20 protein-coding genes, 2 tRNA genes and 3 pseudogenes are annotated in these 23,281 nt (G+C 40.7%); 12 read left to right on the forward strand and 13 right to left on the reverse strand.

The features are described from left to right. Nucleotides 1–374: pseudogene (locus tag AB5443_RS23625) on the forward strand (DUF5119 domain-containing protein); the annotation flags it as partial. 63 nt (nucleotides 375–437) lie between these two features. After that, a complete protein-coding gene (locus AB5443_RS23630; RefSeq protein ID WP_368114541.1) occupies nucleotides 438–1,583 on the forward strand; it encodes a fimbrillin family protein in 1,146 nt (381 codons plus the stop codon). A 435-nt stretch (nucleotides 1,584–2,018) separates the two neighbouring features. Here the strand turns inward: AB5443_RS23630 and AB5443_RS23635 are convergent. From AB5443_RS23635 to AB5443_RS23650, 4 genes and pseudogenes are all read right to left on the reverse strand, one after another. Then, nucleotides 2,019–2,091, reverse strand: a tRNA-Lys gene (locus AB5443_RS23635). Between the two features lie 33 nt (nucleotides 2,092–2,124). Further along, nucleotides 2,125–2,197 (reverse strand) — tRNA-Lys (locus AB5443_RS23640). A gap of 89 nt (nucleotides 2,198–2,286) precedes the next feature. Beyond that, nucleotides 2,287–3,090, reverse strand: a complete 804-nt coding sequence (locus tag AB5443_RS23645) for an MBL fold metallo-hydrolase (RefSeq protein WP_195663884.1) — start codon at nucleotides 3,088–3,090, stop codon at nucleotides 2,287–2,289. An 83-nt stretch (nucleotides 3,091–3,173) separates the two neighbouring features. Next, nucleotides 3,174–4,561: pseudogene (locus AB5443_RS23650) on the reverse strand (peptide MFS transporter). Nucleotides 4,562–4,661: 100 nt separating this feature from the next. On the opposite strand from AB5443_RS23650, the gene AB5443_RS23655 reads away from it, so the two are divergent. Then, nucleotides 4,662–5,084, forward strand: a complete 423-nt coding sequence (locus AB5443_RS23655; RefSeq protein ID WP_022138799.1) for a BT0820 family HAD-type phosphatase — start codon at nucleotides 4,662–4,664, stop codon at nucleotides 5,082–5,084. Between the two features lie 213 nt (nucleotides 5,085–5,297). On the opposite strand, the gene AB5443_RS23660 is transcribed toward AB5443_RS23655, so the two are convergent. Further along, complete coding sequence (locus AB5443_RS23660) at nucleotides 5,298–5,546, reverse strand: hypothetical protein (RefSeq protein WP_277135603.1); 249 nt, start codon at nucleotides 5,544–5,546, stop codon at nucleotides 5,298–5,300. 166 nt (nucleotides 5,547–5,712) lie between these two features. Here AB5443_RS23660 and AB5443_RS23665 point away from each other — a divergent pair, with 166 nt between their 5' ends. From AB5443_RS23665 to AB5443_RS23675, 3 genes are all read left to right on the forward strand, one after another. Beyond that, nucleotides 5,713–6,162 (forward strand): DoxX family protein, encoded by a 450-nt coding sequence (locus AB5443_RS23665; RefSeq protein ID WP_277135604.1) that lies wholly within the window; start codon nucleotides 5,713–5,715, stop codon nucleotides 6,160–6,162. Between the two features lie 94 nt (nucleotides 6,163–6,256). Beyond that, nucleotides 6,257–6,808 (forward strand): DUF3332 domain-containing protein, encoded by a 552-nt coding sequence (locus tag AB5443_RS23670; protein WP_022138802.1) that lies wholly within the window; start codon nucleotides 6,257–6,259, stop codon nucleotides 6,806–6,808. 98 nt (nucleotides 6,809–6,906) lie between these two features. Beyond that, on the forward strand, nucleotides 6,907–7,359 hold the full coding sequence (locus AB5443_RS23675) for a hypothetical protein (protein ID WP_277135605.1): 453 nt from the start codon (nucleotides 6,907–6,909) through the stop codon (nucleotides 7,357–7,359). On the opposite strand, the gene AB5443_RS23680 is transcribed toward AB5443_RS23675, so the two are convergent. Beyond that, the gene (locus tag AB5443_RS23680) at nucleotides 7,313–9,622 is read right to left on the reverse strand and encodes a BamA/TamA family outer membrane protein (protein ID WP_368114540.1); all 2,310 of its coding nucleotides are present in this window, start codon (nucleotides 9,620–9,622) and stop codon (nucleotides 7,313–7,315) included. The genes AB5443_RS23675 and AB5443_RS23680 overlap by 47 nt on opposite strands. A 143-nt stretch (nucleotides 9,623–9,765) precedes the next feature. Between AB5443_RS23680 and AB5443_RS23685 the strand changes: the two genes are divergently transcribed. Further along, a complete protein-coding gene (locus AB5443_RS23685) occupies nucleotides 9,766–10,530 on the forward strand; it encodes an RNA methyltransferase (protein ID WP_022138805.1) in 765 nt (254 codons plus the stop codon). On the opposite strand, the gene AB5443_RS23690 is transcribed toward AB5443_RS23685, so the two are convergent. From AB5443_RS23690 to ileS, 5 genes are all read right to left on the reverse strand, one after another. Continuing rightward, nucleotides 10,481–10,864 (reverse strand): hypothetical protein, encoded by a 384-nt coding sequence (locus tag AB5443_RS23690; RefSeq protein ID WP_044654504.1) that lies wholly within the window; start codon nucleotides 10,862–10,864, stop codon nucleotides 10,481–10,483. The genes AB5443_RS23685 and AB5443_RS23690 overlap by 50 nt on opposite strands. A gap of 5 nt (nucleotides 10,865–10,869) precedes the next feature. Then, nucleotides 10,870–11,946 carry a DUF4296 domain-containing protein gene (locus tag AB5443_RS23695; RefSeq protein WP_277135607.1) on the reverse strand — a complete coding sequence of 359 codons (1,077 nt, stop codon included), beginning with the start codon at nucleotides 11,944–11,946 and terminating at the stop codon, nucleotides 10,870–10,872. Then, the gene (locus AB5443_RS23700; protein ID WP_022138808.1) at nucleotides 11,939–12,595 is read right to left on the reverse strand and encodes a lipoprotein signal peptidase; all 657 of its coding nucleotides are present in this window, start codon (nucleotides 12,593–12,595) and stop codon (nucleotides 11,939–11,941) included. Before AB5443_RS23700 ends, AB5443_RS23695 begins: the two co-directional genes overlap by 8 nt. A gap of 98 nt (nucleotides 12,596–12,693) precedes the next feature. Next, nucleotides 12,694–13,074, reverse strand: coding sequence for a TraR/DksA C4-type zinc finger protein (locus AB5443_RS23705; protein ID WP_022138809.1), 381 nt, complete (start codon nucleotides 13,072–13,074; stop codon nucleotides 12,694–12,696). Nucleotides 13,075–13,109: 35 nt separating this feature from the next. After that, nucleotides 13,110–16,598: an isoleucine--tRNA ligase gene (gene ileS / locus AB5443_RS23710; protein WP_368114539.1), complete on the reverse strand. Its 3,489-nt coding sequence runs from the start codon at nucleotides 16,596–16,598 to the stop codon at nucleotides 13,110–13,112. A 212-nt stretch (nucleotides 16,599–16,810) separates the two neighbouring features. On the opposite strand from ileS, the gene AB5443_RS23715 reads away from it, so the two are divergent. Continuing rightward, nucleotides 16,811–17,860, forward strand: a complete 1,050-nt coding sequence (locus AB5443_RS23715) for a DUF2776 domain-containing protein (protein WP_277135609.1) — start codon at nucleotides 16,811–16,813, stop codon at nucleotides 17,858–17,860. Nucleotides 17,861–17,945: 85 nt separating this feature from the next. Here the strand turns inward: AB5443_RS23715 and AB5443_RS23720 are convergent, their stop codons facing one another. Further along, on the reverse strand, nucleotides 17,946–19,484 hold the full coding sequence (locus tag AB5443_RS23720; RefSeq protein ID WP_022138813.1) for a carbon-nitrogen hydrolase family protein: 1,539 nt from the start codon (nucleotides 19,482–19,484) through the stop codon (nucleotides 17,946–17,948). A 253-nt stretch (nucleotides 19,485–19,737) separates the two neighbouring features. Between AB5443_RS23720 and AB5443_RS23725 the strand changes: the two genes are divergently transcribed. From AB5443_RS23725 to AB5443_RS23740, 4 genes and pseudogenes are all read left to right on the forward strand, one after another. Next, complete coding sequence (locus AB5443_RS23725; RefSeq protein WP_195408393.1) at nucleotides 19,738–19,977, forward strand: DUF3791 domain-containing protein; 240 nt, start codon at nucleotides 19,738–19,740, stop codon at nucleotides 19,975–19,977. After that, a pseudogene (locus AB5443_RS23730) lies at nucleotides 19,974–20,464 on the forward strand (DUF3990 domain-containing protein). The gene AB5443_RS23725 and the pseudogene AB5443_RS23730 overlap by 4 nt, the downstream one beginning before the upstream one ends. Continuing rightward, complete coding sequence (locus AB5443_RS23735; protein WP_195408395.1) at nucleotides 20,439–20,687, forward strand: hypothetical protein; 249 nt, start codon at nucleotides 20,439–20,441, stop codon at nucleotides 20,685–20,687. The pseudogene AB5443_RS23730 and the gene AB5443_RS23735 overlap by 26 nt, the downstream one beginning before the upstream one ends. Before the next feature lie 338 nt (nucleotides 20,688–21,025). Continuing rightward, nucleotides 21,026–21,499 (forward strand): hypothetical protein, encoded by a 474-nt coding sequence (locus tag AB5443_RS23740; RefSeq protein WP_368114538.1) that lies wholly within the window; start codon nucleotides 21,026–21,028, stop codon nucleotides 21,497–21,499. 141 nt (nucleotides 21,500–21,640) lie between these two features. Here the strand turns inward: AB5443_RS23740 and AB5443_RS23745 are convergent, their stop codons facing one another. Further along, nucleotides 21,641–22,945 (reverse strand): VapE domain-containing protein, encoded by a 1,305-nt coding sequence (locus AB5443_RS23745; RefSeq protein WP_368114536.1) that lies wholly within the window; start codon nucleotides 22,943–22,945, stop codon nucleotides 21,641–21,643. Nucleotides 22,946–23,281 lie beyond the last annotated feature (336 nt).

Consider the following 23,281-nt stretch of genomic DNA (forward strand, 5'->3'; position numbering starts at 1 on the left):
CCTCTATCTCAACCATGGCAGGTGGCTTGTTACCGGGCATAGGACCGAACGCGTTGTCCGAAGAACGGGTCACAATCCCCTTCGGAGTCGCCACGTCAGCCGACAAGACAACCATAACAGGTGGGATACAGAGTTTTGGTCACTGCCCGTCCACTCAGAACAGCCATAAATTGGTTGTTTACACTGTGTTGGCAGATGGCAGCAAATGGTACTACACATATGATGTGACCAAACAGTTCCATACAGCTCCGAACCCGCAGCATGTGCATATCCTGTTGGAAAAACTGCCAATCCCGCAGCCGATTGTCGATGGCGGTGGTTTTGACCCCTCAGTTGACGAATGGGAGGATATAGAAGTAGACATCGAGATGTAAACAAATCATAATTAATTCACACAATTAAATTTTTATTTCTAATTAAATTTTTATTTTTCATTTATGAAACAGAAATTATTTTTAGCAGCTATGGCAGCAATTGCCATGACATCGTGTTCAAACGACGAAACTTTGGAAATCAACACCGGTACTGAGCGAGCTATCGACTTCCGTACTGCAATGGCGACACGTGCCACAGAAACAACCACTGCCAACCTTGACAAATTCTATGTTACAGCGTTTAACGAGAACAAATTAAATTTTCCGTATTTCGAAAACTTAGAGTTCAAAAGAACAGAGGCAGAGGAAGAAGGAGAAAGTACTTATTTTACATCAGAGGATAGATATTATTACCCTGGTGATGGTTCAAGTTTGACTTTTTACGCTTATGCTCCTTCTGCGACAGATTTAAGAACCAGCGTTGATACTGACAATGCAAATAAAAATCTTACTCTTAAAGACTTTTCACCTGCTAAAGAGATTTCCGAACAAGTAGACTTTATTACTGCAAATGCTACAGGTAGCAAGGAGGATGCAGATGCAGGTGTAGATTTGAAGTTCGCCCATCGTCTTTCACAGATTGAAATTAAGGGTAAAAGCGAAAATACAAGTTATGATTTTGAAGTAAAAGGTATACGTATTGGAAAAGTTTGTTCAAAAGGTTCCTTCGATTTTAAAAATGGAACATGGGAACTTTCAGAGGATGAAGATGTTGATGTGGCAATATATGAAAAAGTGTATGCTGATGATGCTGAACCAACAAAATTATCGGCAGAAGCTACTTCATTTATGGCCGGAGATAATGCCATGCTACTTCCGCAAAGATTAGATGCATGGCAACCACAAGATTTAGACAATACAAACAAAAAGGCATATCTCTCAGTACTTGTACGGGTCACAACCAAAGCAGGCGCATTAGTATATCCATTCAATGGTGATGAAAGAGACTATGCATGGGTTGCCATACCTGTTGGAATTGAGTGGGAAGCTGGAAAAAAATACGTGTATACTTTGGACTTTACTACAGGAGCAGGCTTTGTGGATCCTACTGAAGATGAAAACAAAGGTGAGTCTGTTATAACAGGAGAAATCAAATTTACTGTAGATGTCGAAGCTTGGTCTGAATCTGAAGAAGAAGTGGAGGTACCGAGAGACCCAAATTTGGATATTGATGAAGAAGATGTAGATGATCCATTTGGTGGCGAATAAGATTTCATATCCTATTATAACTCCAAAACAGTCACAAAACCAATTCTTATTGTTTGATAAAAATCAAACGCAATAACACAACAACCCGGCTACTGATTTTCAGTAGCCGGGTTTTATTTTCAATGCCCAAGCCTCACCTTAAAAATCGAAGGTTTAGATATCAGTCACATGAATGTAGATGGTACCCCGATATGAAGGCATCTTGATTTATGATATACTCAAACTCTAAAAAAAATAGCTATAGAAACTCACCACCAAAAACATGAAATTACATTGCAAAGTTTTAAATACCCTGATTATTCTTATTCTTGCCACCAAAGAAGTTATTTTAGACAAATAGATAAAGAAAGGAGTGTTAATAACTTAAGCTTAGATTACTATTAAACTAAATTCTACTGTACAAAAAAGGAGGCTTTCACCCCCTTACTTTTTTCGTACACCCTCAGGGATTCGAACCCTGGACCCACTGATTAAGAGTCAGTTGCTCTACCAACTGAGCTAAGAGTGCAACATTAAATTTACGTTGCAATTTCGGAATTTGTACACCCTCAGGGATTCGAACCCTGGACCCACTGATTAAGAGTCAGTTGCTCTACCAACTGAGCTAAGAGTGCTTATTTCCTCGTTTGCGGTTGCAAAAGTAGGTCTTTTATTTTATTTGACCAAACAATCATGCAGCTTTTTTACTATATTTTTTTCGCTTTTATTCGAACACATAAAGCTCGGAAGGCGTATTTCGCTTTAAAGCAAGCAGTTGCACGTCTTTGCCAACAATAACCCCTTTGTTCTTTAATTTCCATTCTACAGTTTTAAAAGCCAACTCCGGATGATTATTATCTTTGCTCAAGTGGCATAACCAGATATATCGCAAGTGTTCCGTGATATTTTCCGCTAGAAACTCGGCGGTATCGGAGTTACTCATGTGTCCGGTCTTGCTCGTGATCCGCTCTTTCAAATATTGGGGATAAGGCCCCATTTTGAGCATTTCTTCGTCATAGTTAGCTTCGAGAATCAAATAGTGAGCCTTACTGATATAATGGGCTGCCGTAGGCGTAATTTCCCCAAGGTCGGTTAAGAAAGAAAATACTTTGCCATCTATTTCGATACAGTACCCTACATTATCCGTGCCATCATGCGGGACTTCAAAAGATTCAATACGGAAATCCTCTAAAATCATAGGTACCTGTTTTTCCAGATAACGAACCGACGAACTTAGTTTCTCCGTCATGCAATAACTACGATTGATTCCCGCATGGATACGTGCCGTTGTGTAGACCGGAATGTTGAACTTCTCACCCAAATGACCTACGGCTTTAATATGATCCGCATGATCATGCGTAATAAATACGGCACGGATACTATCCATCAAGATATTGAAATCCTTCAGTGTCTTTTTTATAGTACGGATACCAATTCCAGCATCTATCAGTATTCCATAGGTTTCAGTGCCCAGATAATAACAGTTCCCACTACTGCCACTCGCCAAGCTTATAAATTTTACTTTCATGTTTTATCTTCTTTATTAAAAAATAAAAATGCCGTCAACTTTTACAGCAAAGTGACGGCAAATATACGTAAAAAAGAAGAGAATTACTGATTAGCTTTCTTCTTTTTGTCGATGGATTCGGTGATTTTTGCAAATAATAGCAGCGCTATAGCGGCAATCAGACCAATTGCAGCAAAGTAATACCATATATAATGGGCATTTCCGCTGGCTGCCTCCCATGCTGCACGCGTCTCGAACAAAGCAGGATCCGGACAATATTCAGTCAGCAGGATTCCCGCCAACCCAAAACCGAAATAGACGAAAGGAAAGAATGTAAATGACTAAAACCCAGATACATTCCTTCTTCTCCTTTAGGAGCCTGCAAAGAGAAATATTCCAGATAACGCGGCGAGATAAAACACTCGGCAAGTGCCTGCACAACAATACCCGCAACCATCATCAATGTGATATTGCTCATACCTGAAATCAAGTCGTTGCCAAGCAAGTTGCCACATGCCATCAATAAAGCCGAAACAGGAATCAGAAACATTCCTACATTCATTGAAGTGATAGCGCTGCGTTTTGCCATCCAGCGTGTGATAAAACTAACACAACATACCACCACAAAAGGATTCACATTGGCAATCCATCCCGGTTTTGCCGTTTCGCCGGCCATACGGATCACATACTTGGGCATCGTAGCATAAAGTTGTTGTTGCACCATCCAGAAGCCTGTGACAATCAATATAAGAATCAGCAAGCGCCAGTTCGTTATGATCCTCATAAATCCCTGCCCAATCTCACGAAGGCTTTTCCCTTCTCCTGCCGTATGAGTAGACTTATAAAGAAGAATAACGGCAAGCAAAGCAATAATAGTCATGGCACCGGAAAAATAATTGATGTAGATATACGCCTGTTCACCAATTACATTCCGCAAAGGGTCAATAATTGTCTTACCGGTGAAAGCACCTATATTCACCATCATATAAAAAATAGAATAACCGCGGGCACGGGTGGCTTCTGTCGTTTCTTTGGCTACGGAAGCGGAAATAATAGATTTAATGAAAGAACCGCCTACCATAAGAATAAACAAGACAGGCACAATCAGCCAACGGGAACTGCTATCGGGCAAACCGCTAAACTGTGTCGTTGCACCATAATTCACCAGTCCGGCCGCTTCTAATAAAGTAGGCAAGACTCCTAACCCTAAATATCCGATAGATAATAAGGAAAATGCTATAATCATTGATTTCCGGAAACCGATTTTGTCGGCATAAGCACCGGAAAAAATAGGAAGCAGATATAATCCACCGGAAAATAAACCGGAAATCATACTTGCTTCAAAATCATTAAAACCTAAAATAGAGGATAGATAAATAGTGAGAACGATAAAAACGGCATAATACGCCATACGTTCAAACAGTTCGACTGTGTTGCTGACCCAAAATGCTCTTGTAAAACCTTTGGCAGCACGCTGAGGGGAATTGTTCATGTAGTGATAATTTTTATTAAAATGTTAATTTGGAGCAAAGATACGTTTTTTTGGCTTACTGTCCGTATCTTTGTCTAAAATTAGGTATTAAAAAAGAACTATGATTATAGCTGTTGATTTTGACGGAACGATTGTAGAACATCGTTACCCGCGTATTGGTGAGGAAATTCCATTTGCAGTTGATACGCTGAAGTTATTGCAACAAGAAAAGCACCGTTTGATATTGTGGAGTGTGCGCGAAGGTTCACTTCTGGATGAAGCTGTCGAATGGTGCAAAGCCAGAGGCTTGGAGTTTTATGCCGTCAATAAGGATTATCCTGAAGAGCAAAAAGACCACCAGGGCTTCTCCCGGAAGTTGAAAGCCGACATGTTTATAGACGACCGTAACCTGGGCGGATTGCCGGACTGGGGAGTTATCTATGAAATGATAAAAGAGAAAAAGACATTCGCAGATATATACAGCCAAAATGGAGAAGAGGAAAAACCATCTCTGAAAAAGAAAAAAAGATGGCTGCCCTTTTAGGCGCTCAAACAAATGTAAATTTTGCCTATTTAGATTAAAAATGTGACTAAACAGTCGATTTTTGCGACTATTCGGTGTATATTTGCACACCCTTATTTCTCGTGCCCTTATTAAAGTCACGAGTATTATATGTTTATTTTGAAAATTGTGCACTCTCATCAAGCGTGATTAGAGTGCACATATATTTATAAGCAATGCCATTCCTGGCTTCTGTTATGCTTCTTTATTCTCCCATTTCTCCCGAAACTCCCATAATTGGTCAATAATCGGATGGAATGTTGAATTTTCCCAGTTTCTGGCAATCATCGCCACCAAAGACTCCAGATACTGTTTACCATCAATAATTGTAGTACACTTATTAAGCTGATATTTTTCAGTCGGATAATTTTTAGTTTCAATCATCTTTTTTGTCCAGTCCAGCAACTCCTGGACAGAATCATTGTCATAAGTATGTTGTGCCATATATCTTTTATATTTTTCGACAAAGATACAAAGTTTATTTATTCACGAACAAGATTACTTGTTTCTTTTCAATATCAAACATATCCATTTTTATAATCTCCAAAGAACAAAATCAAGATTTTTTATGTTTATATAAATAGAGATGAACTAAAAAATAGAACAACTTATGATTTATAATCTTTTATTTCCGACAAAGCCCAATACGACAAAAGCTTCTTTGCTTTTATTGGCAGTCCGAATTATCTTCGGAATATTATTAATGAACCACGGTATACAAAAATGGAGTAATTTTCAGGAGCTGTCGACAGCCTTTCCCGATCCGTTGGGAATAGGAAGTCCTATCTCTCTCGGATTAGCTATTTTTGGCGAACTTGTGTGCTCAATGGCATTTATCGTCGGCTTCCTGTACCGGCTAGCAATGATTCCAATGATTTTCACTATGATTGTAGCATTCTTTATAGTTCACGCAAATGATGTATTTGCAGTTAAAGAGATGGCTTTCATCTACTTAGTCGTATTTATCGTCATGTATATTGCCGGCCCCGGCAAATTCTCAATTGACCATATAATCGGCTACGAATTGCAACGGCGAAAATCTAAATCATACAAAAAATAGAAATAATAACGTTGATTAATTAAAAAATATTATATTTGCATACATTTAAAAGAGAATATACAAACATTTTTTATTAATCAAAAACATTTTTGACATGAAAAGAGGGAAACTGTCTTTAGTCGCAGTAGTACTTAGCGGCAGCCTATTATTCAGTTCTTGTGTAGGTTCATTTGGTTTATTCAACCGTTTATCTTCCTGGAACCAGTCTGTTGGAAACAAATTTGTAAATGAACTTGTATTTTTGGCTTTCAACATTATTCCGGTTTATGGAGTAGCTTATCTGGCTGATGCTTTAGTTATCAACTCTATCGAATTCTGGAGTGGCTCTAATCCGATGGCTAATGTAGGTGACGTGAAGAAAGTAAAAGGAGAAAACGGCAACTACATGGTAAAAACGCTTGAGAATGGTTATTCTATCACTAAAGAAGGTGAAACTGCTTCCATGGATCTGATTTACAACAAAGAAGCCAATACTTGGAATGTTGTAGCAAACGGTGAAAGCACAGAATTGATCAAGATGAACAATGACGGTACAGCCGATCTGTTCTTACCAAACGGCGAAAAGATGAATGTTACACTGGATGCCCAAGGTATGATGGCAGCCCGTCAGGCTACAACAAGCAACCTTATGTTTGCAGCCCGTTAATAATCAAAAGAAAACAAATATGAAGGAGATGGAACCTGTTCAGGTGAGTTTCATCTCCTTTTTTCATTACCATTCCCGATTACAAATTTCTTTATCCTATGAACAAGCTACACATATTAATCCTTTCAGCCTTATTATTCACATGTTTTTCATGCCAGCAACAAACCCCGCAAAACCAAATTGAGCAAACAGCCATAGATTTTTGTGAAGCATTTTATAATTTCAATTATCCGGTTGCCAAAGAATGGAGTACTCCTTCTTCCCTGTCCTACCTTAGCTTTTTGGCATCTAATGTCCGCCAAACTCACCTAGACCGGTTAAAGGCACAAGGAGCCGCTAAAGTTTCAATTGTCTCAAGTGAAATAGATGCCAACTCCGAGAGAGCAACAGTTGTTTGCCAAATAAAGAATGCATTGATTATCAATCCGATAAATGGAAAAATGAAACAGATAAACGCTCTGCAAGATACACTCGAACTGGTAAGAGAATACAATAAATGGCTAATCAGAAAGGATATCCCACTGCAAAATGGAAAGCAAAATCACGACTAAACTTAGGATGAATAATAGGAAAATGCTCTTTTTTTGTTTGGAAGGCCGGATTAACCGCTTTCATACCACCGTCAAAACGAAGGATGAAGAAATCCAAATCAAGCCGTAACCCTAATCCATAAGCCACTGCTATCTGCTTATAGAACTTATCAAATTCGAATACGCCACCCGGCTGATTCGCGTAATTCCTGATTGTCCAAATATTGCCTGCATCAACAAATACCGCTCCCTGAAACTTCCAGAACAATTTACTCCGATATTCAATACTGGCATCCAACTTAATATCACCGGATTGATCCAGCAGATTCCCATTTCCGGCAAAAGAGCCCGGCCCCAAATCACGTACAGACCAACCACGAACACTATTGGCTCCACCCGAGAAATATTGCTTCTCAAACGGAATTGTTTTCGCATTTCCATAAGGAACAGCAATGCCTATACCTGCATGAAACGCAAATGAATTACGACGGTCAATCCTTATATTTTTAGCAAAATCAAATTCCCCTTTCAGATATTGGGCATAAGGAATACCCAAAATTGCATACTCACCATTGCTATTCTTCCGAATACCGGTAGCCTTCGACAAAGCATACATTACATTGCCTGCAGATTCGAAATTAAAACGGATAGAATATGAATTGGCAGCAATTGTATTATTAACTATGGATCCGCCCACACTATTATAATTATAGCTATATCCCATATTTATAATCAAGCGGTTCTGATAATTATACTGGAAAACCTGATTCTGCCCCTTATTTATATAATCCTCTCTGAATTTGTCGGATATACGCGGCAAATAGAGAAAACCGATATTAATCAAGTCGATGCGGTGTTGTATCCGCTGACGCTGAGTCCACTTATAGCTCCAATTAGCGGAAGCCATCGTACGCAAAAATTCTGGTCGCAACTGATAATTATATTGCAATCCGAACTCCGTAGTAGCCCGGATTTTCCGTTTAAAGTCCGACGAAAGAAATGGAAACAGGAAGTTAGGAAAATTAATGCTTGTCTCCACCCCATATTCCGTATAGTTATTATTCGAATAACCAGCTTGAAGTCCGGAAATTACTTCATAAGCACCACGGAATTTTATCATAAAAGTCTCCGAACCCCGAAAAAGATTTCGGTTCTGAAAAGAAACGGAAGCTGCCGCCCCCAAGTCTCCGGCAGAGTTTGTCCCTTCCACCTCGAAAGCTACGGATTTATGCTTACTCTTAGTCAACATCACGTAACAATCGAGTTTTGTCGAATCGCCGATCTGTGTTTCAACAAAACGGATATTTGTATATTTCAAGGCAGACAAACGCCCAAAACTGGAATACGTCTGCTGCACATCCCGTTCATTATACAAGTCCCCGGAACTGAAACGAAGATTATCCGTCAGCACTTTGGGACGCAAGTAAAGTTTGTCTTTATAGTAAATCGGATAGCCTTTATAATGAACAGAGTCATTGATTTCCACACTACTCATTGCAGATGACTGCAACACATCATAATCCGTAATAAAATTAATCTTGTTTATCCTGTATTGCTGATGTGCTCTGGCAGAATCGCTTGCATGAACTTTATAGGGTTGCAAATGTTGGAATAAATCCACATTATATGTATTACGGGCCGTATCAGCGGTATAGCCGATATAATCCTTATTAAATTTATAGTAACCGTTCCGCAGTAACCTGTCCGTGATACGTTGCCTGTCTGCATCCAATACATTGACATCAAAATACATCCCTTCTTTCAGCAAATTCCTGGCAGAATCCTGTTTCAGGATACTGGCTATCTTTGGATCGGGTATATCATATTTAATAGACCGGACAACGTATGGGCTTCCTGCCGTCACGTCATAATACAACTTTATCTTTTTCTTTTTTATCTTCGTCGAACGCGTCACTGTTGCTGCCATATATCCCATATTATGTACAGCCTTCGTGATTTCTTCCTCTGAACGTAGCGCTTCTTCCTCACTATATATCACAGGAGCATCCCCTATCCTTCTCAAAAACTTATTCCCCCATTTGGTAGAATCACGCCCCGAAAGATTATAAACATATAGTTGTGTCTTTATCAAACTAAACCACTTGGCATTAGGATTCTGGCGCACATACATGCGCAAGGAAGAAGGGCGGATATTCTTCTGATCCGTACGAATCTTGACTTCATCCAACAAATAAGAACCATCCGGCACAAACTTAGTGGCAGTGCACGAAGCAAGTGACAGGACAGCAGCGGAAGTTATCAAAAAAAGAAAATTTCTCCTCATACGGTTTCTACATCGATAGCACAAAAAATGCGATTACAAAGATAAATTATATTTTCCGATGGGGAAAATAAATTAAGAAAAAGAGGGGAAAGTAAGGATAGATTGGAAATATCTTTATAGCTTTGCAAAAGAATATCAAATATATGGCATCATTAAGTAAAAACAAAATAAAGTATATCCACTCGCTGGAACAGAAGAAAATACGTAGAGAAGAACGGGTATTTCTTGCCGAAGGCCCCAAGCTGACAGGCGATTTACTTGAACATTTTCCTTGTCGTTTTTTGGCCGCCACTTCCGTATGGCTTCAAAAGCATCCGGATATTCATGCAGGTGAAATCGCAGAAGTTTCACAGGAAGAACTCTCACGAGCCAGTTTGCTGAAAACTCCCCAACAGGTACTCGCTGTTTTTGAACAGCCCCACTATACTTTAAATCCGGAAGTTGTACACCAGTCCCTTTGCCTGGCACTGGACGACGTTCAGGATCCCGGAAATTTGGGGACTATCATCCGATTGGCCGATTGGTTCGGTATCGAGCATATTATCTGTTCACAAAATACGGTAGATGTATATAACCCCAAAACCGTACAAGCCACCATGGGTGGAATCGCGCGGGTAAAGGTGCATTATACTTCCCTGCCCGATTTTATCCGTTCACTTGGAGATGCTCCGGTATTCGGTACTTTCCTGGATGGAAAAAACATGTATGAGCAGCCATTATCCGCCACCGGATTGATCGTTATGGGAAATGAAGGAAACGGAATAGGAAAAGAGGTGGAAACGCTAATCAATAGAAAACTTTATATTCCCAATTATCCGCAGGGGCAGGAAACTTCCGAATCACTCAATGTAGCCATCGCTACCGCAGTAATCTGTGCCGAGTTCCGTCGACAGGCTGCATGGAAATAAAATCAAAGGGATAGAACAAATAAGGAAGCAAGGCTTCCCCTCTCCTCTCCATTTCATGCAAATGTTCATTCAAACTATTTATCAGGCACGGATTGCGCGGATTACACGGTTTAAAATATGAGAAAACTGTGTAATCCGTGCAATCCGTGCCTGAAAGATTATACTGACGTGCAGAAAGCAGTACGATAACTCCCGGCATCCATTCAACCGACTCTATTTCTTCAGTCAATGGGAATATACCTTGCGCAATTCCTTCGTCATTAATCTCCACCACCTGCTGTTTCATAAATCCCACATCAGGTATCAGTAAATAATGCGATGCAAATCGTTTCATAATGCCTAACGGGTTTGACGTCTTTGCTGTTGCTGCTTACGCTGGTTCATCTGCCGTTCTCTTCTCTGCTCTATCCTTTCCTGCTGGATATGCTGCTCCACTTCAATCTGCTCCGGCTTCTTCTCACGCTGGATTCCCGTACGGCGACGGTTCATTTCTTCCGGCGTCAGACGTTGTGCATCTTCTTTATTTTCTTCTACCACTTTTTGTAGCGAATCAACTTTTTCCTTATCAGCAAGTTTTTTCAAAGAATCCACCCGCAAAGCTTCTATCTTATTCAAGGAATCACGAACAGCAAAAGCAAGCGTATCCGTACAATGATAACGAGTCATCGAAAAACGATCGGCCAACAATGCCCCCGCCTTCTGCTGATTTTCCACCGGATAATAAATAAAGCCTCTTATCTCCTTCATCTGTCCCAATGTATCGGCAAAAAGACGTATCTGCTGAATACCCGGCTCGGTCACAGTCTCCCAACGGTTGATTGTATCTTTTTCGTATATCACCTGCATCGCCATGGTAACAGCTCTCAAAGAATCGGCAAGCATCGGTTCGAGGAAATGATATCGCACTTCCCACACCAAAGTATCCCGGTCTTTATAATTAGAATCGGTCGGCAAAGTGAATACATACTGATTATTCATCATTTCACCGGTCATACGTACCATGCGCTGCCATGGCCAGACATCAATGCTGTCACCTTGCTTAGTCATTTTCGGCTTCTTGTCACGTTTGGCTATCAGGTCGCCGACAAGTTCCTGTTCGTCTTTCAAACGCTTTCTTACCTTATCATAAATTTTCGATAGCACTTCTGTGTTACGTGTGTACCATACCATAGACGAGTCGAATGCAGCCTGTGTAGTCCCGTATTTCTTAAAAACGGCATCCACATACAGCGCTTTCTTATAGTTTTCACTATAAGGCAGGTTGTCTCCCATGGATTTTGCCAGATGATAATCATACAGCAGATTCTCCATCTTCGATTCAGAGATGACATCACTGGGCCTTTTCACTTTACACCCGGCCACTGCAAAAGCAAGCATGCAGACAAGACACAGATGAAACCGAAATTTATTATTCATGATTCGCACTTTCTTCTTTTTTATCTTTATCCAACGAATGGTAGGATTCATTCAGATATTTACTATAAAAGAGCAGCAAAGCAATGATACCACAACTGATGGCAGCATCGGCAAAATTAAAGATCGGACTGAAGAATATAAAATGTTCTCCGCCTACAAACGGCATCCATGTGGGCCAGTTTGTATCTATTATCGGAAAATAGAACATATCCACCACTTTACCGTAAAACCAAGTAGAATATCCTCCGCCTTCGGGCATGAAACTCGCAATCTGCGAATGAGTGCTTTCATTGAAAATGACGCCATAGAATACACTGTCGATAATATTTCCCAATGCACCGGTCAGGATCAAAGCTACACAAACGATGTATCCGGTTTTAAAGCCTTTCTTCACTATTTTATAGAGATACCAGCCTATCAATGCCACAGCGACAATACGGAATGTAGTCAGGAATAACTTACCAAAGATTTCCATGCCGAAAGCCATCCCGTTGTTTTCGGTGAAATAGATATAAAACCAATCTGTCACACGGTTACTCTGGTGCCAGTACATGTTAGTTTTAATCCAGATTTTAATGACCTGGTCAATAATTAATACGGAAAAGATAACGATGAGAGCAATTCTCCCCTTCGTGAATAGTTTCTTCATGTGTTCATTATAAATTAAACATAACGAGCTACAAGTGCCGTGCGTAAACTTTGCGCAGCTACTTGTAGCTCGTTACCCGTAGCTTATGTAGCTATCTATTATTTTTTACCACTGTTTTTTGCCTCAATACTCAAAGTGGCATGAGGAACAGCACGCAAACGCTCTACCGGAATCAACTTTCCCGTTTCACGGCAAATGCCATACGTTTTATTCTCAATACGTATCAAAGCAGCCTGCAATCCCTGGATAAACTTCAACTGGCGCTGTGCCAGGCGGGTAGTCTCTTCTTTTGAAAGCGTATTAGCTCCTTCTTCCAACACTTTGTATGTAGGAGAGGTATCGTCGGTATCATTACCGTCCAATCCCATCAGACTCCTCTTCAACTGTTCATAGTCACGTTGTGCCAATTCCAGTTTCTCCATTATGATGGCACGGAATTCTTCGAGTTCCGCATCTGAGTATCTAGTCTTTTCTGCCATAATCTTACAATTTTAAAAGGTTAATCAATATAGTATTAGTCTTTTATCACATTCACGAACAGTGAGAAATCATCGAAGTTAAGCTCTGTAGCGTCTTTCACCTCATCTACAAGTTCCAAAGATGTGCCTAAAACCTGGTTACAAATATAAGTATTATATTCTTTTACCGCATCATCTGTTTGCGTATTTTTCGAGATTGTTATTTTTATTTTGTCTGTAATCTCGAAACCGCTTGATTTACGTATATTCTGGATACGATTCACCAATTCGCGGGCAATACCTTCACGGCGCAACTCTTCGGTAACAGTCACTTCAAGCGCAACAGTCAGCTTGCCTTCGTTGGCAACCAACCATCCCGGAATGTCTTCACTGAAGATTTCCACATCCGTCGCTTCGATGACAGCTTCCGCTCCGTCCAGACTCAATGTATATTTTCCGTTCTTTTCCAGTTCGGCAATTGCTTCCTGTGACATTTCCGCAACAGCAGCGGCCACCGCTTTCATTTGTTTTCCAAATTTAGGGCCGAGCTTCTTAAAGTCACATTTCACTTTCTTCACCAATACACCGGCCGCACCATCTACAAACTTGACTTCTTTGACATTTACTTCATTCATAATCAAGTTCTTCACGGCTTCGATATGGGCTTTCTGCTCCTCATCCACCACCGGAACCATGATACATTGCAGCGGCTGGCGAACCTTGATATTCACTTTACGGCGCAATGCCAATACCATAGACGTCACATCCTGTGCCATCTGCATACGGGCTTCCAATTCCTTGTCTATCCTGTTTTCCTGACATTCAGGGAATTTAGCCAAGTGGACAGAAACCACGTTATCGCGCCCTGTTGCAGTAACCAAGTCCGTATATAAACGGTCTGCATAGAACGGAGATATGGGAGACATTAATTTGGCAACTGTTTCAAGACAGGTATACAGTGTCTGGTATGCAGACAATTTGTCCTGTGTAAATTCACCGCCCCAGAAACGTTTACGGTTCAGGCGAACATACCAGTTAGACAAATTATCGTTCACAAAGTCAGAAATCAGACGACCTGCCTTTGTCGGCTCATATTCATTATAGCAAGTATCCACCTCTTTTATCAGTGTATTCAATACAGACAGAATCCAACGGTCGATTTCCGGACGTTCCGCCATCGGGACATCAGCTTCTTTGTATTCAAATCCGTCTACATTCGCATAAAGCGCGAAGAACGAATAGGTATTATATAAAGTACCGAAGAACTTACGGCGAACTTCTTCCACTCCTTCTACGTCGAACTTCAAGTTATCCCACGGAGAAGAGTTGGTAATCATATACCAGCGCAACGGGTCTGAACCATACTTTTCAATCGTAGCAAACGGATCGACAGCGTTATTCAGACGCTTGGACATTTTGTTACCATTCTTATCAAGCACCAGTCCGTTGGAGATTACAGCTTTATATGACACACTATCAAATACCATCGTAGCGATAGCATGCAGCGTAAAGAACCAACCACGTGTCTGATCCACTCCTTCCGCGATAAAGTCGGCCGGATACACTTCACGGTTATCCAACAATTCCTTGTTTTCAAACGGATAATGAATCTGCGCATAAGGCATAGCACCCGAATCGAACCAAACGTCGATCAAGTCGGATTCACGCTTCATCGGCTGACCGTCTTTCGATACCAATATCACATCATCTACATAAGGACGGTGAAGGTCAATCTTATCATAGTTCTCTTCAGTATATTCGCCCGGAACAAAACCTTTATCCTTATAAGGATTTGATTTCATAAATCCGGCAGCTACCGATTTTTCTATTTCATTATAAAGTTCTTCTACAGACTCGATACATATCTCATCAGAGTTATCTTCCGTACGCCAGATGGGTAACGGAGTACCCCAATAACGGGAGCGGCTCAGGTTCCAGTCATTCAGATTTTCCAGCCACTTGCCGAAACGTCCTGTTCCGGTAGATTCCGGTTTCCAGTTGATGGTCTTGTTCAGTTCTATCATACGTTCCTTGCAGGCAGTAGAACGGATAAACCAGCTATCCAATGGATAATAAAGTACCGGTTTGTCTGTACGCCAGCAATGCGGATAGTTGTGGACATGTTTCTCTATCTTGAAAGCCTTGTTGTTGGCTTTCATCATCATGGCAATCACAATATCCAGAGACTCGGCAGCCTGTGCGGCTTTCTCATCGTATTTGCCATCTACCATAAATTGAGGATCATAGGCATTTTTCACCCATGCGCCCTGATATTCCTTGTATTTATCTACATCAACGCATTCCTTCACAAACTCTTCGTCCAGTTCATCCAATAGATAGAATTTACCGGTCAGGTCTACCATCGGGCGGGTTTCACCTTTCTTATTAATCATGAACAGTGACGGGATTCCTGCAGCACGTGCCACATTCGCGTCGTCCGCACCAAATGTCGGTGCAATGTGGACGATACCTGTACCATCTTCTGTAGTCACATAATCACCCGGAATTACACGGAAAGCTTTATCACTGGCTTTCCAGGCACCGTCTTCGGATACTTCAACCGGCTTCACCCAAGGAATCAGTTGTTCGTATTCCATACCAATCAGGTCAGCGCCTTTATATTCGGCAATTACCTTGAACGGGACAAGCTTATCTCCAGCCTTGTAATCTTCCAGTTTCAAATCTGCCGCTTTCGCATTGAAATGTACATTCAGCAAAGCCTTTGCCAAGACAACCGTAATCGGTTCTCCGGTATAAGAATTATAAGACTGTACGGCAACATAATCAATTTTCGGCCCTACACAAAGCGCTGTATTTGAAGGCAATGTCCACGGAGTGGTTGTCCATGCTATAAAATAAGGAGTTCCCCACTCTGCCATTTCCGGCTTGGGGTTCTTCATCTTAAACTGGGCAACGGCAGTTGTATCTTTTACATCACGATAGCAACCCGGCTGGTTCAACTCGTGTGAGCTCAATCCTGTTCCCGCAGCCGGAGAATACGGCTGGATAGTATATCCTTTATATAATAGTCCTTTTTTGTGCAATTGCTTCAACAACCACCACAGTGTTTCAATATAGCGGTTGTCGTACGTGATATAAGGATGCTTCATATCCACCCAATATCCCATCTGATGAGTCAGGTCTTCCCACTCTTTGGTATATTTCATCACGTCTTTGCGGCAAGCGGCATTGTAATCGGCAACAGAGATTTTCTTACCAATATCTTCCTTCGTGATACCCAATGCTTTTTCCACACTTAGTTCCACAGGCAGTCCGTGCGTATCCCATCCGGCCTTACGCTTTACCTGATAACCTTTCATCGTCTTGTAACGGCAGAAAATATCCTTAATAGTACGAGCCATTACATGGTGAATACCCGGCATACCATTAGCCGAGGGTGGTCCTTCAAAAAACACGAATGAAGGGCAGCCGTCACGTTCTGTCATACTCTTGGCGAAAACCTGGTTTTCGTCCCATTTCTTCAGCACATCTTTGTTCACCTGCGAAAGGTCAAACTGCGAATACTCAGTAAATCTCTTACTCATAGCTGTATCTACGATTTTACTATATTACAATTTACACTTTGAGGGGTATCCCCGTTTTTAAGGGTGCAAATTTACAAAAACATTTGTTTAGTTGAGCAAAAAGCAATGACTTTTAATCAGAATCATGTGAAGTTAATGATTATAAACGGCTTGCGCCTTAAACAAAACGGATATATCCTTGTTGTAGTGGAAAACCTAAAAGCACTTAACTTATGAATTACGGTATTAGTATTTTATTCAGGGCAATCCCTTTGGTGATGGCACTTTTTTGCTTCGGATACGGAGCATTTATTTACGGTTACGGAGATGCAGGAAATCGTGTAGTAGCGGGGCCTGTCGTATTCTCACTAGGTATGATATGTATTGCGCTGTTTTGTACGGCAGCCACTATTATCCGGCAAATCATACATACTTATAACCAGACGGCGAAATATGTTTTGCCCATCATAGGATACTTGGCAGCTACAATTACCATTATCAGCGGTATCTGTATTTTCAGTAATGCCACTTCCACTTCTGCCTTCGTCGCTGGTCATGTAATTACGGGAGTAGGATTTATCACAACCTGCGTAGCTACTGCCGCCACTTCTTCCACCCGCTTTTCTTTGATTCCGGGAAATTCAAAAGCGACGGATAATGAAGTTCCACAGGGAGCCTTCTCCGTGGGGCAAAGACGAATATTAGTAATTATTGCAACCATCATTTCCCTTATCGCATGGATATGGGCTTTTGTCTTGTTAGGTAACAGCCATTCCCATCCCGCCTATTTTGTAGCAGGACATGTAATGGTAGGCCTTGCATGTATTTGTACCAGCTTGATTGCGCTGGTAGCTACTATCGCACGCCAAATACGTAATGAATATCTGGAAAAGGAACGAAGCAAATGGCCGAAACTGGTTCTACTGATGGGCTCAATCTCTTTTATATGGGGGATATTCGTAATTCTTGCGGATTCAGGTAGCGCAAATGGTACCACGGGATATATTATGCTTGGTCTCGGTCTGGTTTGTTACAGCATTTCCAGCAAAGTAATCCTGTTGGCCAAAATATGGAGACAGGAATTTAAACTGGCCAACCGTATCCCCATGATTCCGATATTGACGGCATTAGCCTGCTTGTTTCTAGCAGCATTCGTATTTGAGCTTGCAACGGAACATGCTGATTATTTTATTCCGGCACGTGTTTTAACAGGATTAGGAGCCATCTGTTTCACCCTGTTTTCTATCGTTAGCATACTGGAAAGCGGTACTTCTTCGAGGTAAAAATATAGCGTCACTATGTGCCCCGGATAGTGACGCTATCCCAAGCATATAGTGACGCCATCGTGACAGGATAGCGTCACTATTTTTATTTCTTCAATCTGACCTCATAGACATCGTTCCTGCGGTCTTTCAAGTTGCGGACACTACCATAAGTATGTAGTTCGTTCAATAAATCCAAATCGACATCGGACACCAGAATCATTTCTGTATTCGGAGTTGCCTCTGCCCTCTTTCCATCGGTCGGGAAAGCAAAGTCACATGGAGTAAATACGCCGGACTGGGCATATTGAATATCCATATTATGTACACGGGGAAGATTGCCCACACTTCCTGCAATGACTACGAAACATTCATTTTCAATGGCACGTGCCTGTGCGCAGACACGAACACGGGAATAAGCATTCTGCGTATCTGTCAAGAAAGGTACAAACAATATCTGCATTCCCTGGTCTGCCATCAAACGGGAAAGTTCGGGAAACTCTACATCATAGCAAATCAAAACGCCAATCTTCGCGCAATCGGTATCAAAGGTATTCAACAGCCTGCCGCCATTAAGTCCCCAACTTTTTATTTCATCAGGAGTGACGTGCATCTTCTCATACATTTCGTATGTTCCGTCACGCCGGCAAAGGAATCCTACGTTATAAAGCAGTCCGTCCTCTTTTACGTATGGCATACTACCGGTTATGATATTTATATTATAGCTAATAGCCAGATTTACAAATCGTTCCCGAATTTCATCCGTATATTGCGCCAATCCGCGAATAGCCTGTGATTCTCCTTTATCATTATACTTCGACATCAAAGGAGCATTAAAATACTCCGGGAAGAGTACAAAGTCACTCTTATAGTCCGATACTGCGTCCACAAAGAATTCCACCTGTTCAAACAGATCGTCCAATGTTTTATAACTACGCATCTGCCATTGTACCAAGCCTACACGAACGGTCGTTTTAGGGCTTATATATTCCTGCGTAGGTGGCTGATAATAGATATTATCCCATTGCAGCAAACAAGCATAATGTTTCGATTCTTCATCGTTCGGAAGATAATTGGTCATTACCTTGCGAACATGGAAATCATTCGATAATTGGAAAGTAAGAACCGGGTCATAAATTTCACGTTGGCGAACGCGTGCGATATATTCTTTCGGACGCATCTTATCGGCATACTTATGATAATTCGGAATACGTCCGCCGAACATAATGGCTTTCAAATTCAATGTTTCACAAAGTTCCTTGCGATATTCATACATACGACGTGCCAGGCGCAACCCGCGGTATCCCGGATGAATAAACACTTCAATGCCATACAGGATATTCCCTTTGGGATTATGCGTATTGAAAGTTTCCTTACCAGTGACTTGCGCATAAGTATGGTCATTCTTCACTTTGTCATAATCGACAATAATAGACAGGGCACAACCTACAATTTTATCGTCAACCACTGTTACAATCTGTCCTTCCGGGAAAATACTTATTAATTTCTTGATTTGGGCATGAGTCCAGAACACATCGCTACCGTCAGAATAAACACGAGTAAACGATTGGGATAATTGTGTGTAATCTTCTATTTGAAGGTTACGTATCTGCACTTTATTAATTTTAATCGGATGTTGTTCCATAACAATACGTGTTTTTATTTTAAAGACAGTGCAAAGGTACTGTTTATCTTTATACATTGTCATTACAAAATAAAAAATGCATTATACCCAATTTTGAATCTCATAGAAAAAACAAACTTACCTATATTAGATAATCTGCCATTTTTTTGTTTTATGAAGTAATACTTTCTATATTTGTATATGGATAGAGCTTATGCCAAACATAAGAATATGCTAAATAGAATAAAGTAGAATGTGCATAAACAGTAATAGTATGGAACAACTTATAGAATTATCACCCACTGAAATTAAGTTAGCTTTCGTTGCTTCCTGCATTGAAGGAACTGCACGTCGGCTCGGCAAATCCTATCAAGAAATATATGCCCGAATGAAGCATGTGGGAATGATAGCAAATTATATTTTACCCAATTATGAAGTGCTTCATACCGAAAGCCGTGAACATGTAACAGATAATATGATAGAGTGTTTAATCACATGGGAGAGCAAAAAATGAAAATAACTGTATACCATGGTGGAACTGAAGTAGTTGTTAACCCCATCTGTGGTTTCGGACGCAAGAACCTTGATTTCGGGCAGGGATTCTACGTTACAAACTTAAAGAACAAGCCTTCAAATGGGCTATAGCCACATCAACCAAGAGACAGGCTAAAGCATTAATTAACATGTATCAATTAGACCGTGACACGATTCTGAAAGAAGGACGTTGCAAAATATTTAAAGCCTATGATGCTGAATGGCTGGAATTTATTGTCAACAGCCGGAAAGGATTGAATCCGGCAGCTAATTACGATTATATCGAAGGTGGTGTAGCTAATGACCGTGTTATTGATACCATAAATTTATATATGGCAGGATTAATGAGTGCAGATGTAGCTTTGCAACGTCTCGCTATGCACCAACCGAACAATCAAATCTGTCTGTTAAACCAAAAGTTAATTGATAAATACCTTAGTTATGATGGAACAGAATCTGCAGAATGACCCCGTAAAATCCCCTGTTATCCAAGAAATGATATTAAGTAACCGGATTGGCTGCATATCAGCCGAACTGGCAAAACGGCTGAATATTGCTCCCGAAAGAGCATTGGAATTATTTTATGAAAGTAAAACCTGCGCAGACTTACATAATAAAAGCACTGGTTTATATTTGTATGGCAATCTTTATATAGCTGATGAGTTTATCAGGGAACATGAATACAAATAAGGTCTCTATATAATTGCAATTTGCCATAACAATATATACTCCGAAACAGCTATTGCACTTTAACACCACACGATTTTCACACAGATTCTTGCGCTATTTAATTTGTGACTTCCGAAAATTATCGTACATTTGCAACGACTAACATTTTATATCCACAGAAGCAGTGAACCTGCTTCAACTCCAGTGGCAGGCATTTTTATGCCTGTTACTGTCGTAGATACGCGGTTTCGTACCCCCGTGGGGAACGTTAATGCGTCCCCAGCTTCTGTGGAGTGTTAGTCAACGGGAAAGGCGGAACCGTTTTTTTTATTCCCGCCTATCTTAAAAACCGTTGCATCATGCATGAAGAACAAAGCAATGCACCTGTAAAAGCCGTTCGAAGCAATCGGCAGGAAGCAGATTTTTCCAATCCGGAAGAAAAAGAGAAATTAAAGCAGTTTTATTTAGACCAATCACGACGACTATGCCCTACCGTATCGGCCGATTGTTCGGAAACGCAACGTTTGGGAGCGTTACACCACAAAATCAAGCATTTTATTAAAGCGTTGGCCAACTTTGACCGTCCATGGGAAAATGGAATGCCGGAGATGCAAAAGGCTTGCCTGCATTTTCTGGCTTTACAAAATTCACCTCGTGCAGAATGCCAAAAAATATTTGAAGAATGGACGAAATGGTCGGACTTCCTGATCGCGGCTTCCTTTCATCGTGGTTTCATCAGTCAGATATTACAGGACTATCATCGCCAATTACGTGACTTGGAAAAACTCTTGGGTGGCAAACCCTCCGAAACTCAGAATGTAACCAACGAGTAACACAAACTGATACTCGTTCAAATATCCAGCTTTCCGTCGTATCACCAGACGAACGTAAAGCGGGAGTTTGTTTTTTAAATATCCTAATCAGCAAATCACTTTTCAACGTAATCACCTTAAACATAGCCTAATACAATGACACTACTCTTTCGTAGCCAGAAGATTAAATACATAATAGCGATTCCCAAAAGACGTATGTTTGGCAAAAAATCCCATTGCAGATAGTCTTAGACTTAGTTGCCGTGCAGATATATCCCTCAAAGCAGCCGAATTGAATTTACGCATTATCTGAAATATTTCGGCAGTTGTCAGCCAAATACCTTTTTCCGTATCAAGAGGACGACGGAAGCAGCAATGAAACACATCCTCCAATAAAGACTGACGATAATATGCCTTGTTGTGTTTCTGTAAAGCTTTTTCTTCTTCCTTGTTTAAATGATCCGGTGCACTGGACTCCAATTCTTCTTTTAGCTGTGCGTATATCTGTTTATGCTCCAATGGCTCTTCCGATATCGGTTTCAAGACTTCTACACAAAGGAAACGGCGGCTTCCCGTAGGATCGGTTAGAACCTGATAAACATTTGTTGTTGCTATAAAAGAAGCGAGACGGGGTTCGTTCACCCACCCCAATCGCTTGCCATGAAAAACGGATACATTCACCATTTGGAGAAGATTTTTTAATGTAGCCTGTTGGCTCTCTTTTATTTTATCAAATTCGTCCAAATTAATCAAGCCGTTCTTTACCAGTTTTTTCTCCGGGGAACTGCCTGTCGCCAGATTCAAATTATCCAGAAAATAACATCGAAGTGAATCCGGCATCAATAAGCGACAGAAAGTACTTTTACTCAATCCCTGTTTTCCACTTATTAATACAGGTGTAAGTACATTGGCATGCAAACGTTCTTCCCCACTCCATTGCGAAAGCATCGCCCGCAACCAACAACGCCCTCCCTTCAGCCAAAGTTCATTATCCGAAACCCTTAATAATAAAGGGGTCACCCGGTCTACTCCATCCCAAGGCGGCAACTCCTTTACATAAAGATGAAAAGGATTATAAGACTCAACTTTGTTTGACAGGACAAAGGTAGGCACATCCCCTCTCCAACAAGGAATTCCATCCAAACGGGCGTCCACAATAATGCCATTCATTTCGCGTTCACTAATGGGGCGAAAAACATTCTTTTCACTTATCCCTCTGTACTCCGTTGCACCTGTCAGGCTATTATAGCGAAATACAAAATTATTATCCAAATACTCCTTTAATTGCAAGGTCAACGACTTGTTCCATTTATTATTAGGCTTAGGACTCTTTTCCGGTTTATTCTCCGTAACCGCTTGTTCTGCCTTCTCCGGTATTGCAGATTCCGGAACTACCGGTTTCTGCAACTGTTTCTGTACAAATAACTGTTTTATTGTCTCTACCATTTCTCTAATCATTGTCTTCATATTCGTCATTTTTTTTATTATTATGAAATTTGAGACACAAAAGTATAATACTAAAGACCGGATTTGCAAATAAGCAGCTTCATTCTTTTTAATAAAATGAACTAACAGAAATAAACCGTTGAAGTATTGTTTTTGATTAGAATAATTAGTAATTTTGACGCATCATATTAGTTGTAGCACCAATTGTGCGATAGCTGTCGCACATAATGAGCAACAGTTGTTGCACAATATGTGAGTTAGCTGTTGCACATAATGTGAGCAGGGCAGACGCATTATATTTATTACTATATTCTTATTTGCTATTTCTTTTCTATATTATTGGTTATTAATATATTA

The sequence above is a fragment of the Bacteroides sp. RTP21281st1_H5_RTP21281_210402 genome, from assembly GCF_040918965.1.
In the GTDB taxonomy this organism is placed as follows: domain Bacteria; phylum Bacteroidota; class Bacteroidia; order Bacteroidales; family Bacteroidaceae; genus Bacteroides; species Bacteroides congonensis.

Coding starts and splice junctions, on each gene's coding strand:
- AB5443_RS23630 (WP_368114541.1), top strand. CDS start 438: ATGAAACAGAAATTATTTTTAGCAGCTATGGCAGCAATTGCCATGACA.
- AB5443_RS23645 (WP_195663884.1), bottom strand. CDS start 3,090: ATGAAAGTAAAATTTATAAGCTTGGCGAGTGGCAGTAGTGGGAACTGT.
- AB5443_RS23655 (WP_022138799.1), top strand. CDS start 4,662: ATGATTATAGCTGTTGATTTTGACGGAACGATTGTAGAACATCGTTAC.
- AB5443_RS23660 (WP_277135603.1), bottom strand. CDS start 5,546: ATGGCACAACATACTTATGACAATGATTCTGTCCAGGAGTTGCTGGAC.
- AB5443_RS23665 (WP_277135604.1), top strand. CDS start 5,713: ATGATTTATAATCTTTTATTTCCGACAAAGCCCAATACGACAAAAGCT.
- AB5443_RS23670 (WP_022138802.1), top strand. CDS start 6,257: ATGAAAAGAGGGAAACTGTCTTTAGTCGCAGTAGTACTTAGCGGCAGC.
- AB5443_RS23675 (WP_277135605.1), top strand. CDS start 6,907: ATGAACAAGCTACACATATTAATCCTTTCAGCCTTATTATTCACATGT.
- AB5443_RS23680 (WP_368114540.1), bottom strand. CDS start 9,622: ATGAGGAGAAATTTTCTTTTTTTGATAACTTCCGCTGCTGTCCTGTCA.
- AB5443_RS23685 (WP_022138805.1), top strand. CDS start 9,766: ATGGCATCATTAAGTAAAAACAAAATAAAGTATATCCACTCGCTGGAA.
- AB5443_RS23690 (WP_044654504.1), bottom strand. CDS start 10,864: ATGAAACGATTTGCATCGCATTATTTACTGATACCTGATGTGGGATTT.
- AB5443_RS23695 (WP_277135607.1), bottom strand. CDS start 11,946: ATGAATAATAAATTTCGGTTTCATCTGTGTCTTGTCTGCATGCTTGCT.
- AB5443_RS23700 (WP_022138808.1), bottom strand. CDS start 12,595: ATGAAGAAACTATTCACGAAGGGGAGAATTGCTCTCATCGTTATCTTT.
- AB5443_RS23705 (WP_022138809.1), bottom strand. CDS start 13,074: ATGGCAGAAAAGACTAGATACTCAGATGCGGAACTCGAAGAATTCCGT.
- ileS (WP_368114539.1), bottom strand. CDS start 16,598: ATGAGTAAGAGATTTACTGAGTATTCGCAGTTTGACCTTTCGCAGGTG.
- AB5443_RS23715 (WP_277135609.1), top strand. CDS start 16,811: ATGAATTACGGTATTAGTATTTTATTCAGGGCAATCCCTTTGGTGATG.
- AB5443_RS23720 (WP_022138813.1), bottom strand. CDS start 19,484: ATGGAACAACATCCGATTAAAATTAATAAAGTGCAGATACGTAACCTT.
- AB5443_RS23725 (WP_195408393.1), top strand. CDS start 19,738: ATGGAACAACTTATAGAATTATCACCCACTGAAATTAAGTTAGCTTTC.
- AB5443_RS23735 (WP_195408395.1), top strand. CDS start 20,439: ATGATGGAACAGAATCTGCAGAATGACCCCGTAAAATCCCCTGTTATC.
- AB5443_RS23740 (WP_368114538.1), top strand. CDS start 21,026: ATGCATGAAGAACAAAGCAATGCACCTGTAAAAGCCGTTCGAAGCAAT.
- AB5443_RS23745 (WP_368114536.1), bottom strand. CDS start 22,945: ATGAAGACAATGATTAGAGAAATGGTAGAGACAATAAAACAGTTATTT.